This is a genomic window from Cellulophaga sp. L1A9 (genome assembly GCF_009797025.1).
Lineage (GTDB): Bacteria > Bacteroidota > Bacteroidia > Flavobacteriales > Flavobacteriaceae > Cellulophaga.
This window is the reverse complement of record NZ_CP047027.1, coordinates 3,587,456-3,601,271: the sequence shown is the minus strand read 5'-3', so window position 1 is coordinate 3,601,271 and position 13,816 is coordinate 3,587,456. Positions and strand designations below refer to the sequence as shown.

General features: G+C 32.6%; 13 protein-coding genes. 11 read left to right on the top strand and 2 right to left on the bottom strand.

What is annotated here, in order from left to right; all coding sequences use genetic code 11:
* Positions 1-5: 5 nt before the first annotated feature.
* The 11 genes from GQR94_RS15930 to GQR94_RS15880 all read left to right on the top strand — a co-directional run bounded on the left by GQR94_RS15930 (position 6) and on the right by GQR94_RS15880 (position 11,683).
* Positions 6-1,097, top strand: coding sequence for a polysaccharide pyruvyl transferase family protein (locus tag GQR94_RS15930; protein ID WP_158976820.1), 1,092 nt, complete (start codon positions 6-8; stop codon positions 1,095-1,097).
* A gap of 24 nt (positions 1,098-1,121) precedes the next feature.
* Positions 1,122-2,285 (top strand): glycosyltransferase, encoded by a 1,164-nt coding sequence (locus tag GQR94_RS15925; protein WP_158976818.1) that lies wholly within the window; start codon positions 1,122-1,124, stop codon positions 2,283-2,285.
* A complete protein-coding gene (locus GQR94_RS15920; RefSeq protein WP_233268359.1) occupies positions 2,282-2,827 on the top strand; it encodes a CatB-related O-acetyltransferase in 546 nt (181 codons plus the stop codon). Before GQR94_RS15925 ends, GQR94_RS15920 begins: the two co-directional genes overlap by 4 nt.
* 1 nt (position 2,828) lies before the next feature.
* On the top strand, positions 2,829-3,833 hold the full coding sequence (locus tag GQR94_RS15915; RefSeq protein WP_158976816.1) for a polysaccharide biosynthesis protein: 1,005 nt from the start codon (positions 2,829-2,831) through the stop codon (positions 3,831-3,833).
* Positions 3,834-3,835: 2 nt separating this feature from the next.
* Entirely contained in the window at positions 3,836-4,285 is a 450-nt protein-coding gene (locus tag GQR94_RS15910; protein WP_158976814.1) for a hypothetical protein, read from the top strand.
* 233 nt (positions 4,286-4,518) lie between these two features.
* Positions 4,519-5,652: an NAD-dependent epimerase/dehydratase family protein gene (locus tag GQR94_RS15905; protein ID WP_158976812.1), complete on the top strand. Its 1,134-nt coding sequence runs from the start codon at positions 4,519-4,521 to the stop codon at positions 5,650-5,652.
* Between the two features lie 42 nt (positions 5,653-5,694).
* A complete protein-coding gene (wecB, locus tag GQR94_RS15900) occupies positions 5,695-6,828 on the top strand; it encodes a non-hydrolyzing UDP-N-acetylglucosamine 2-epimerase (protein ID WP_158976810.1) in 1,134 nt (377 codons plus the stop codon).
* Positions 6,829-6,919: 91 nt separating this feature from the next.
* Entirely contained in the window at positions 6,920-8,116 is a 1,197-nt protein-coding gene (locus GQR94_RS15895) for a glycosyltransferase family 4 protein (RefSeq protein WP_158976808.1), read from the top strand.
* A gap of 57 nt (positions 8,117-8,173) precedes the next feature.
* The gene (locus tag GQR94_RS15890) at positions 8,174-9,229 is read left to right on the top strand and encodes a hypothetical protein (protein ID WP_158976806.1); all 1,056 of its coding nucleotides are present in this window, start codon (positions 8,174-8,176) and stop codon (positions 9,227-9,229) included.
* A gap of 17 nt (positions 9,230-9,246) precedes the next feature.
* Positions 9,247-9,852, top strand: a complete 606-nt coding sequence (locus GQR94_RS15885) for a sugar transferase (RefSeq protein WP_158976804.1) — start codon at positions 9,247-9,249, stop codon at positions 9,850-9,852.
* 58 nt (positions 9,853-9,910) lie between these two features.
* Entirely contained in the window at positions 9,911-11,683 is a 1,773-nt protein-coding gene (locus tag GQR94_RS15880) for a NeuD/PglB/VioB family sugar acetyltransferase (RefSeq protein ID WP_158976802.1), read from the top strand.
* 51 nt (positions 11,684-11,734) lie between these two features.
* Here GQR94_RS15880 and GQR94_RS15875 read toward each other — a convergent pair whose 3' ends face one another.
* Complete coding sequence (locus GQR94_RS15875) at positions 11,735-12,448, bottom strand: acetyltransferase (RefSeq protein WP_158976800.1); 714 nt, start codon at positions 12,446-12,448, stop codon at positions 11,735-11,737.
* A 26-nt stretch (positions 12,449-12,474) separates the two neighbouring features.
* Positions 12,475-13,779 carry a CoF synthetase gene (locus GQR94_RS15870; RefSeq protein WP_158976798.1) on the bottom strand — a complete coding sequence of 435 codons (1,305 nt, stop codon included), beginning with the start codon at positions 13,777-13,779 and terminating at the stop codon, positions 12,475-12,477.
* Positions 13,780-13,816: the final 37 nt, after the last annotated feature.

Genomic DNA, 13,816 nt, shown 5'->3' with positions numbered 1-13,816 from the left:
AAAAAATGAAGAAAGCTGCCTTTATAATTGCAACACAATATGATAATCTTGGTGATTTAATTATTAATAAATGCTTAATAGATGAATTAACAAAACATGTAGAATTGTATATCGACACTAAAAATGTTTCAAAAGAGTTTATTAATGATATAGAAAAAAATAAAAAAATAAAATCTTTAAAGAAAGAATATAAATTTTCATTTAAAGACCCTAGCTTTTTCAAATTTATTTTCAAATATAAATCTGAATTCTCTTATATTTTCAAAAGTCCAGGGCCAGTTTTTTACAGAAACAAGACCTCATTTAAATCAAAAATAAGAGGTAAAGTTTTTCAAATTATTTATAATCAATTAAAATCTTCTGGAGGAAAGACATTTATAATTGGTTCAGAAATTACTATAGAATCTAAAAACCTTAACAATACTTTTATAGCTTCAACAAAATATGTTGAAAAATTTCTTGTCCGAAGTAAAAAAAATACAGAATTTCTACAATCCTTAGACATAAAAAATTCTGAATATATCCCTGACATGTGTTTTTTATTAAAAAATAAAAGTGAACAAAAAATAACAACAAAAAATAAAGTTGGGATTTCATTCAGAAATCTTTTAAATGAAAAGATGAATGATCAAATAATAGAAACCACCAATAATTTTGTTAATCATTACTTACAGAAAGATTTAGAAGTTGTTTTCTTTTACCAAGTAGATCGAGACTACGAATTCACAAAAGAACTATTCCTTAAACATAGTACAAAAAGACATGTCAGTTTCTTAGAACAATCTTTAGATCTTGATGGGATAAATCTATATTCTGAGTTCAAAGCAGTACTAAGTAATCGATTGCATGTATTATTATTAGGATACATAAATAGTAGTTTAACATTTCCTTTGATTGATAATAATATAAGTACAAATAAAATTAAAGGAGTCTATGAAAGTGTTGGATCTAGTATAATACCAAAAACTTTCTTTACTCCTGAAGATATAGATAAAATTGATAAAGATTTCGAAAACTTATCATATGAGGCTAATTCAACCAGTATTTTTCAGAAAGAATTATGTGAGAAGAAAATATCAGATATTTTTGAATCCTAATTAAAAAATGTAATTCTTAGTAAAATGAAGGAACTTAATATAGCCATAGTCTACCATTATGCGGCCCATTATCGTCTTGGAGTTTTTCAAGAACTAATGCAGACACCTGATATAGAGTATACATTAATTTCTGATAAAGGTTCTGATAATAATATTAAAACAATTGACCCAAAAAACAGTCGACTTACAATAAAAGAAGGAGGTCTTCGCTGGTTGTTTGTAAAAAATAAAACTTTTATTAAAAATAAATTTCTATATCAAAAAGGCCTATTATCCATTTTTAGAAACAATGATTTTGACGGCGCCATTTTTTTAGGAAACATCTATTATTTATCTACTTGGATTTGCGTTTTATACTTAAAAATGAGAGGCAAAAAAATTTATTTTTGGACACATGGTGTAACCTCTAATGAACAAGGGCTAAAATGGAAATTAAGAAAATTGTTTTACGGATTAGGGGACAGAGTATTGTTATATGGCGAAAATGCTAAAAAAGTCATGGTGGCAAATGGTTTTAAAGAAAACAAGTTAACCGCTATTTATAATTCATTAGATTATGATGCACAAGTAGAAAATAGATCTACTATTTCTAAAAGTTTAGTGGATAAAACAAGGCGAGAGTTGTTTAGTAATCCAGATGTTCCAATAATATTTTTTGTAGGAAGGCTTACTCACTATAAAAAATTAGATATGATTTTGGAAGCTGTTAAAAGCTTAAACGAAAACGGAACCCATGTAAACGTTTTATTTATAGGCGATGGTGAGGCCAAAGAGACTTTAAAAGATTTGACCAAAGAATATCATTTAGAAAATCAAGTTAATTTTTATGGTGCCGTTTATGAAGAAAAACTATTGTGTAGCCTAGTTAGTGCTGCAGATTTATGTGTTTCCCCTGGAGAAGTAGGATTAACGGCAATTACCTCACTAGGCTATGGAACTCCAGTACTCACGCATGACGATTTTAACTTCCAAATGCCTGAATATGAAGCAATAATCCCTAAATTTAATGGAAACTTATTTGAAAGAGGGTCCAAAGAGGATTTAGTTCTTAAAATTGAAGATTGGTTTTCTCTATCCAAAAATTTATCAAGAGAAACAATTAGACAAAATTGCTATACAATTATTGATGAAAAATATAATCCAAAACATCAAACGGAATTAATAAATAATTGCATTCGTACCACATGAAAAAGCTATCCATTAGAAACATCTATAGAACATTGAAAATGTTTTGGTATAGAAAAAAATTTGGTCTCAAAAATGTAGATACTACTTTTTATATGGGAGGTAAAGGTGTCATTTCTCAGGATCTAGTAGCTATGCCCTATGTATTTATTGGAGCTAATTGCATTATTCCTCCAAAAGTAACGATTGGTAAATATACCATGTTTGCCGCAAACGTTTCTATACTTGGTGGAGATCACATTTTTGATAATCCTGAACGTCCTATAATTTTTTCTGGAAGACCAAGTATGCCAAAAACCACTATTGGAGAAGATGTTTGGGTTGGAGCAAATGCCTGTATCATGGCTGGTTTGGTTATCGGTGATGGTGCAATCGTTGCTGCCGGTTCCATTGTTACTAAAAATATTGAGCCTTATAGCATATACGGAGGAAATCCCGCAAAACTGATAAGAATGCGTTTCAACGAAGAAGAAATAGCACTCCACCAAAAAATGTTACTAAATACAAATATTGACGTTAACTTTACAGAAAATAAAAAACACTAACATGTTTAAAGATAAAACTCTACTTATTACAGGCGGAACGGGATCATTTGGTAACGCTGTTTTAAACCGCTTTTTAGAAACCAATATAAAAGAGATTCGCATTTTTTCTCGTGACGAGAAAAAACAAGATGACATGCGTAACTCTTTAAAAAACGAAAAAATAAAATTTTACATCGGTGATGTAAGAGATTACGATAGTATCAATAGAGCCATGAATGGTGTAGATTATGTTTTTCATGCAGCGGCCCTAAAACAAGTTCCTTCTTGTGAATTTTTTCCTTTAGAAGCGACTAAAACAAACGTTTTTGGTACTCAAAATACGATTGATGCAGCAGTAGCTAATAAGGTTAAACGCATTATCTGTTTAAGTACAGACAAGGCAGCATACCCTATAAATGCTATGGGAATAAGTAAAGCTTTAATGGAAAAAGTAGCGGTTGCAGCGTCTAGGAATATTCCTAATGATGATACCATCGTTTGTCTTACCAGATATGGTAACGTCATGGCTTCTAGAGGTTCTGTGATTCCTTTATTCGTAAAACAAATTAAAGAAAATTCTCCGCTTACCATTACAGATCCAAACATGACCCGTTTTTTAATGTCCTTAGAAGACGCCGTAGATTTAGTGATCTTTGCATTTACCAACGGAAATCAAGGCGATTTATTTGTAAATAAGGCGCCAGCGAGCACCATTGGAGAATTAGCAGAAGCATTAAAAGATATTTATAAAACCAATACGGAAATAAAAGTTATTGGTACCAGACATGGTGAAAAACTATATGAAACCCTTTGTACGCGTGAAGAAATGCAAAAAGCAGAGGATATGGGTGAATTTTATAGAATTCCTGCCGATAATAGAGATTTGAACTACAGCAGGTATTTCTCCGAAGGTGAAACTGATATTAGCAAAATTGAAGATTATCATTCTCATAATACCACACAGTTGACCAATGAAGAATTAAAAAATACCTTATTGAACTTAGAATACATTAAGGAGAATATATAATTATGGGGATTACAAAAACCCATGGCGCAGCACATACTGATGAAAGGGGCAAATTGGTTTTCTTTAATGACTTTTCTATGGAACCTATTGTACGGTTTTATGAAATTAACCCCAGTAGCACTAGTGTTATTAGAGCATGGCAAGGGCATTTAAAGGAAACAAAATGGTTTTACTGCTGTGAAGGGGCTTTTGTATTCTATTTAATTGCTATTGATGCTGAGGGTGCTTTACGACCAGATCTTAATGTAGAACAGTATATCCTTGACAGTTCTCATCCTGTAATATTACAGGTGCCTGGAGGTTTTGCTTCAGGGTTTAAGGCGTTAAAAGAACATTCTAAGGTACTCGTCTATTCTGATGTTAGTGTAGCTGCCTCCGTAGCTGATGATTTTAGATTTCCTGAAGCAGCGTATAAGGCGGATTGGAGTAACCAGGGTTCGTTTGGCAATTAAAATAAGAAAGATGTCGGAGTGTCATTGGAGCATGAAAAGCTTTTTGATACTACATCGTTTTTTACTAACGCTACAAACGCATTCACTCGAAGTGGCAATTAACCGATGGTTGAGTGTAGCAAAAGGTAGCAGGTATCAAAATTAAAAAACAAGGACTGAGTGTAGTCGAAGTTAAAAAAATATAGAAAATACCGGCTAAGCTTAAGCAAAGCCAAAATATAAAACACAAAACCATGAGAAAAGTAGGCATCACCGGTCAAGCAGGTTTTGTAGGGAATCACCTCTACACTACCCTATCTTTAGATGATACCATAGAATTAATCCCTTTTGAACGTTCTTTTTTCGAGAATTCAAAAGCATTAGAAAATTTTGTAAGCACCTGTGATACCATTGTTCATTTAGCCGCAATGAACCGTCACGAAGACGCCAATGTAATTTACGAGACAAATATTGCTCTAGTAGATCAACTAATTGCGGCATGCGAAACAAAAAAAGCAACACCACATATCATTTTTTCTTCGTCATCTCAAGAGATAAATGATAATCTTTATGGTAAATCTAAGAAGGAAGGAAAAGAAAAATTCACAGCTTGGGCAGATCGTACTAAAGCTAAATTTACTTCGCTAACCATTCCCAATGTCTTTGGTCCTTTTGGAAAACCAAACTACAATTCGGTGGTGGCTACTTTCTGCCATAAAATTACGCATGGAGAAGAGCCTAACGTGATGAATGATTCTGAAGTAGGACTTATTTACATCAATGAACTCGTTGCATTGTTTATCAATGTGATTAAAGGTTCCGAAGTGGTAACTCCTCTTTCTGACCATAGTGCCGAATTGGTCATCCAGCCAAACCATTATAAAAAAGTATCTGAAATATTAGCCTTGCTAAAAAGCTATAAAAAAGATTATATGGAGAATGGTATTTTCCCAACGTTGGAATTACCTTTTGAAAAAGCATTATTTAACACGTTTAGATGTTATGTTCCACAAGAACATTATCCTGTTAAATTTACAAAACATACAGACCCTAGAGGTAGTTTTGTAGAAATCGCAAGGACACAAACAAGTGGACAATTTTCTTTTTCAACGACCGTACCAGGCATTACTCGAGGAAATCATTTTCATACGAGAAAAGCAGAACGTTTTGCCGTGATTAGTGGTAAAGCCTTAATACAATTGCGAAAAATAGGCACAAACGACGTTATTGACTATTATTTGGATGGTACAGCACCTGCTTATGTAGATATGCCTATTTGGTACACACACAACATAAAGAATATTGGAGACGAAGAACTGATTACCCTTTTTTGGATTAATGAACCTTACAATCCAGAAGATGCTGATACGTACTTCGAAAACGTTTAAAAAATATAAGACTTAAAAAATCTAAAATTATACATCAAAAAGATGAAAAAATTAAAAGTAGTTACTGTTGTTGGTACAAGACCAGAAATAATCCGTTTAGCTTGTGTATTAACGGCTTTAGAAAATAATGAAGCTATAGAACATACTTTAGTGCATACTGGACAAAATTATGATTATGAACTAAATGAAATATTTTTCGAAGATTTAGGGATTAAAAAGCCAGATCATTTTCTGAATGCAGCAGGTACAAACGCTACCGAAACTATAGGGAATATTATTATAAAAATAGATCCTATTCTAGAACAAATAAATCCAGATGCCTTTTTAGTATTAGGGGACACCAATTCTTGTTTATGTGCTATTCCTGCTAAAAAACGAAAAATTCCAATATTTCATATGGAGGCGGGTAACCGTTGCTTTGATCAACGCGTACCCGAAGAAACTAATAGAAAAATTGTTGATCATGTATCTGATGTTAATCTAACGTATAGTGATATTGCCAGAGAATATCTATTGAAAGAAGGTTTGCCTGCAGACCGAATCATCAAAACCGGCAGTCCAATGTTTGAGGTGTTGATGAAGTACAAGCCAAAAATTGAAGCTTCTAATGTATTGGAACAATTAAATTTAAAAAAAGGGGAATATTTTGTAGTGAGCTCACACCGAGAAGAAAACATAAGCAATCCTAAAAATTTTGAAGGCTTAATTACTTCCTTAAATTTAATTGCTGAAAAATACGATTATCCTATCATTGTATCTACCCATCCTAGAACACGGAATATGTTAGATGCTAAAAAGTTAGATGTCCATAAAAATGTGCAATTTTTAAAACCCTTAGGCTTCTCTGATTACAATGCATTACAATTGCATTCTTACGCTGTTTTATCAGATAGTGGTACTATTTCAGAAGAATCTTCTATTTTAAACTTTAGGGCCCTTAATATTCGTGATGCTCATGAAAGACCAGAGGCTATGGAAGAAGCATCTGTAATGATGGTGGGTTTAAATCCAGAACGTATTTTACAAGGTCTTCTGGCTCTAAAAGTACAAAAGACAAATCCTGAACGTAACTTTAGACCTGTAGGGGATTATGCTATGCCTAATGTGAGTGAAAAAGTTGTTCGCATCATCTTGTCTTATGTAGATTATGTAAATCGCGTAGTTTGGTCCAAGTAAAAGGCTAAAAGAACCTAATAGATCGTAAATTAAAAAGTGATCAAGACCAACTTATAGTAGTAATCCTATAAGTTCATGTAATAGTATTAAGATGAAAAAAATAATTTTTCTTGCTTTAGGCTTTCCGGATGTCGCCAAGTATACCAATTTGTATACAGACCTAATTCATGAGTTTCACAATAACGGACATGATGTATTGGTCTTAGCTCCCGCTGAAAACGATAAAGATACTGGGTTGAGGCTAGAAGGTGGTGTAAACGTATTACGTGTTGCTACGTTGCCGCTGTTCAATGTAGGCACCTTGAAAAAAGGTCTCGCCAACTTACTATTGTCTTGGCAATATAAAAAAGCATTAAAACAACATCATATTGCCTTAGATTTTGATTTAATATTAATGCCTACGCCTCCAATTACACTAACCCCCACTGCTCATTGGATAAAGAATAAATCTGGCGCAAAATTATACCTTATTTTAAGAGATATTTTCCCTCAAAATGCGGTTGATCTAAAAATGATGAATGGTAATGGGGCTATTCATTCTTTTTTTAGAAAGAAAGAAATAGCATTATATAAACTAGCCGATTATATTGGATGCATGTCTCCTGCCAATGTAAATTACATTAAGAAGCATAATCCTGATGTAGCGCCATCAAAATTACACCTTTTGCCCAATTGGGAAAATCTCCCCAATTATAAAGAAGGTAAAAGTTGTGAAGCACTTTTAGATAAATACAAACTTAGAGATAAATTTATTGTCATTTTTGGAGGAAATATAGGAAGGCCTCAGAAAATGGAAAACATTATTGAATTGGCAAAAGTATGTCAAGAACTTCCTGAAATCGTGTTCTTTATTATTGGAACAGGAACAGAAAAGCAAAGACTAACAAATCTTGTTCAAAATGAAAATTTAGCAAATGTAATCTTAGAGGATAAAATACATAAAACAGACTACAATGATTTGTTACGACTCTCTGATGTAGGCTTAATCTCGTTAAGTGAAGATTTTACCATCCCTAATTTTCCTTCAAAAGTCTTATCTTATTTTGGGAATAAAAAACCGGTCTTGGCCTCGGTAGATTTAAATACAGATTTTGGCACCATATTGGAAGAAGTGAAAGCAGGCTACTGGGCAGAAGCAGGTGCTACCAAAGATTTAAAAGAGAAACTGCTCCTACTCTATCATGATAAAAATTTAAGAGCTCAAATGGGAGAAAATGGCTATGCCTATATGCAAGAAAATTTACTGCCAGACAAAGCCTACCAGACCATTATTACAGTTACTTCTTAGCTAAACAATCATGAAGAGTACTTCACATTGAAGTGTACAACAATACGGAATTAACTTATGTTAACGAAAGAAATTAATACTATTGGCTTAGGATCATTTTTTCCTAAAACAAATGCAGCTTCTTTAGAAGAATTTGATGCCTTGCGTTCCATTCAAAACTATGCGTTGTTTTATACCGGAAGACATGCCATTAAACATGTGCTTACTCTACTACAAAAGCGTAGAAATATTCGAAAAATATGGCTCCCTAAGTATTACTGTCAACATGTAACCAGTTGGTTAAAAACTAATTTCGACGGCATTGACACCTATGATATTGATCCTTTTTTCGAGAATTCGACACTTAATTTTGAGGAATTTGCAACAGATGAAGACGTGGTTATACTAAATAACTTTTGGGGAATTTATGAGTATAAGATACCCACACAAACCAACAGAGCTACCTTTATTGAAGATCATTCCCATGGCTGGCAAAGTGCTGCTTGCAAAGAAAGTAAAGCTGATTACTGTTTTGCTTCCTTGCGAAAAACACTACCTGTTCCTCTAGGTGGTATTCTTTGGCAACCTAATGGTCAAGAAAAATTATCTGTGGATGAACATTCAATCACCGAAGATTTTTCTAGGGTTTGGAATCAAATAGATAAAGCCATGACGCTGAAGCAAAATTTTAAAGCAAAGGCAATAGGTAGTGTGAACGAATATCTTAAAAGTATAGGAGAAACTGAATCTTTTTTACACCATCAATATACGGTTATACCCGTTGAAAAAGAACATAAAGCCTATCTCTTAAAATATATCAGCAAAGATTACAATGCTGTGAAAAATAATAATTTCAAATACATCATTAAAAAAATAGCACCAAATTCTGAATTTGAAATTCTTAAAAAAGAAAAACACACTTCTTTTGGACTGGAACTTGTTTTTAAACATCGAGATTCGTTCGATACTTTAAAACAACATTTGATACATAATAAGATTTATCCTTCAGAACTGTGGCCAGACAATTCCTTAGACCATCACTATAAATATGCCTTAAACCTGCATATAGATTTTAGGTACACTGAGGAGGCTATGGATTACATCGCAGCGCAAATAAATTCTTGGAATTCATAAATAGCAGAAACACCATCATGTATACACATTTTTTTAAACGAATTTTAGATTTAATAGTTGCCTTAACAGCTTTTATTTTATTATCTCCCTTCTTTTTAGGGGTTGCAATTGTTCTTTTAGTGACAAACAATGGTAAACCTTTTTTCTTTCATCCTAGACCAGGAAAGAATGGGAAAATATTTAAGGTTATAAAATTCAAGTCTATGAACGATAAAAAGGACGAAAACGGAGATTTTTTACCTTTCCATTTAAGGGTCACTAAATTTGGAAATTTTATCCGAAAATACTCTTTAGATGAAATACCACAACTCCTAAATGTTTTAAAGGGCGATATGAGTTTAATAGGTCCTAGACCACTTTTAGTGCAATATTTACCCTTATATAATAACGAGCAAGCTAGAAGACATGAGCTAAAACCAGGCATTACAGGTTGGGCGCAAGTAAATGGTAGAAATGCCATTTCTTGGGAGAAAAAATTTGAATTGGATGTTTGGTATGTTGATCATATTTCATTCTTTTTAGATGTTAAAATTTTATTTTTAACCCTTAAAAAAGTTGTGATTAGAGAAGGTGTAAATGCCAGTGAGAATGTAAATATGACTACCTTTACGGGTAGTAAATAACAGCGTTTATACCGTTTAGAATTACAATACTACACAATAAACAAAACAATAAAAAAGCGTGAAAAATGCCGTAATATTGGGCGGAGGTACTTATGGTGAAGTATTTTTAACCTATTTGACAGAGCAAGGATTTAATATCATTGGTTTTATAGATGATAATAATGAAAGTCTTGGTAAATTAATCCATGGAGTTCCTGTATTAGGTAACTTTCAAGATTTAGTAAAAAATAACTTGGCTCAAAAAATCCATCAAGTATTTTGTCCTATTGGAGATAACATAATCAGAACAAAATATCTAGGCATATTGAATAGAGAAGGCTTTGAAACACCTAACTTTATTCATGAAACCGCTTTAATAAATAAGGATGTACAAATTGGAAATGGCGTTTATTTGCTACCAGGAGTGATGATCATGCCACATACAAAAATAGAAGACTATGTAATCATTAGTATGGGCAGTCATGTAGCACATCATACGTTAATTAAGCGAGGAACATTTATATCTACAGGAGTTAATGTTGGAGCAGGAATATTAATAAAAAGAAAAGCCTTTTTAGGTATCAGCGCTACAGTAATGACCGGTGTAAAAATAGTAGGAGAAAATACTATTATTGGCTCAGGTGCTGTTGTCATTAGAGATGTTGAGGATAATCATGTAGTAGCCGGAGTACCTGCTAAAACCATAAAAGTAAGAGCGCCCATAAATGACGAAGAGTTAATTCTGGAGAAGCCTAAGAATAAAAACCTCAAATTACTTGGTTATAGTTTACACTGTTATAATTTAAAAAGTGAAGATGATGTTGCCACCTATAACACACATCTAACAAACTTTGAAGGAAGTGATGTATTTTATAAAACAGAACTATTTAATATTAAAAATTCTGAAACAGAACATTTAAAATACTTTATTTTAAAGAAAAAAAATACCGTAATTGCCATGATGCCTTTTTCTCTTCGTAAAATTATTTTGCAAGAAAAAAACACCACCTATTATGATGCAAGTTCATTTTATGGTTATAGTGGTCCTCTATTCAATAAAGAAATGAGTCCTAGTGACAAGGATACCTTTTGGCATTTGGTAGATGATTGGTATATAAATAACAAAGTAATTTCGGAGTTTATTCGTTTTAATTTAGAAGGGAACTATAAAAATTATTCTGGAAATTTAATTCCTACGCTCAATAATGTAAAAGGAAATATACTTTCTGATGAAACTATGCAATGGGAGAAATTTACTTCCAAAGTTAGAAACAATTACCGCAAAGCTGTTTCCAGTGGATTAACTTCTAAAGTATATCATGGTCACATTGAGGAAAGCACTATTGAAACTTTCCATGAAATTTACATTAGTACGATGCAGCGAAATAATGCAGATAGCACCTATTATTTTAGTTTAGCATATTTTAAAAATTTAATAGTATTCAACCCTATCAATACTGCAATTGTTATGATATTTAAAGAGGATACTCCCATTTCTTCTGAATTGCTTTTACTAAACAAGAATACGATGTATTCCTTTCTTGGCGGTACCTTAGAAGATTACTTTGACTATAGACCTAATGATTTTTTAAAAATGGAAGCGATCAAATGGGGACGTGAGCATGGATATTCTAATTATATCTTGGGAGGAGGAAGAGCTAATGAAGATAGCTTATACAAATACAAAAAGAGTTTCTTTCCAAAAAATGAGGATGTTATTTATTATACAGGAAGAAAAATTATCAATGAAAAGGTTTATGAAAAATTAACTACGCTCGCTAAAAAATACACGTACACATTAAATAAAAAAGATATTGTCGAGGATTTTTTTCCCTTATATCGGAAAGCTTAAAAGAATGTATGTAAAAGATTTTGAAATGTTATTTTTGAATAGTTGATTTAGCTATTTCACCTGTTTTAACACAGACCTCTTCCCTTTTCGTTCAGAATTTGAAAACAGATACCGTTCATTTTCAGTGCGTTCCCTAATAATCTTAGCAGGACTCCCATAGGCAACAATACAGTTCGGGAAGTTTTTAGTGACCACTGCTCCTGCCCCGATAATCGTATTGTCCCCTATCGTAATATTCTCTATAACCGTAGCTCCTATAGAGATTGCACTGCAAAACCCCAACCTAAGATTTCCACCCATTTTAACTCCTGGGGAAATACTTGAGAAATCATTTAAAATAGAATCATGACCTACACTGGCATTCGTATTCACAATACATGAGTTCCCAATTTTAGAATCACTATTAATGATTGCGCCTGGCATCACAACAGTTCCTGCACCTAAAACTACATTTTTTCCTAAAATAGCATTTGGGTGTATCGCGTTAATAAAATGAAGATCAGGGCAAACTTCTTGTATTTTATGCGTTATAATTTTTCGGGTACAATTGTCCCCTATCGCCACTATAATACCGTAAATAGTATGTTCTTTGACAAGCGCTAAAAGATCATCTTCACTCCCTAATATTTTATAGTCAAACAGAAGAGCATCTTTTGGTTTATAGGAATCTATAAGACCAAAAATATCATATTGGTTTTGTTTTTCCAGAATATCGATAATTACTTTAGCATGACCTGAAGCTCCAAATACAATGACTTTTTTCATTCCTAATTATTTACGGGTGAATAGCTCTAATTTAACATCATATTGACCACTAATTTCTTTTTTCCAGAATTTAAGGCTGGAATAGCATCAACATATTCTATACTCACTTTAGCATCCTCTCCAAAATAAGTCTCATATTCTTCAATAACCTTACGCTCATCTTCAAAAGAATCTTGATATAATAATTTTATTTTTATAGTATATGACGTTTTAGATTCTTGGATAAATTGAAACTGATCAATATTTTTATATTGCAATATTTTATGAACGATATGGGAAGATAATAATTCGCCCTTTGTTGTCATAAACATATCCATTTTTCGTCCATCAATTTTAGAAAAAACAATAGCACCATCCACACACTCCATGACCCCAACATCTCCGGTATCGTAACGAAGCATTGGCATCGCATAATTATATAGGTCTGTAACCACAATACGCCCTAATTTACCCAAAGGAACTGGGGTATTAGAATCAAAAGCTAAGAGTTCTACATGATAGCTGGCCCAATTTATTTTATAATGCCTTTGGGATACGTTTAATTCTTGCTGCCCTAAAATGCCATTCTCACTATTAGAATATCTAGAAACTGCCTGAACCCCAAAATAATGAAATAACTTATTTCTTACATACTCATTTAAAGGTTCTGCAATACAGATTATAGAACTACATTTATTTAAAATGGGTTTACTATTTGTTTTCTCTAAATAATTACACAAATTTTGAAAGGCAGAAGAATATCCTAAAAAACCAATTGAAAAATTTGTATGCATCAATTCTTCTACGGCCTTCTTATTTCTAGAATCGTCCATTTCATCAACAGAATACATGGCAATATTCTGAGACCACGCCAACCATTTATTCTTTTTGTATTGCTTGTCCCATAATCTAAAGTAAAAAAGACGCTCTCCTATCTTATACCCTCCTTTTTCTCCAAAATAAATAGTATCAGCAGTATTCCTAATACGTTTGTTATGGTCCTGCTCAACTATAAAAGGTTGCCCTGTAGAACCACTAGTAGCCACCGTATGCAACTTAGTAGTAAGAAACTTATCACTTTTAAATTGGGTGCCCCCATTTCTAAGTGCTAACTTATTAACTACAGGAAAGGATGCTAAGGAAAGTGTTTCCTCTGAATATGATTTATAAAAAGGGACTGTAGTTGTGGCATGCTGTAATAAATCAGCAATTTTACCAGCATTAATGTTTAATAACGCTTCACAGGAAGTATTTTCATGTAACGTTTTTATTTCTTTATAATGCGCTGCAACCTTAGCTCCTTTAATGAAGTCTAGGGACCAAAATAACTTTCTACGTAAGTTTCCTAACATAATTTAGATCAAGTATTCTATAAAATTTAACGGGGGA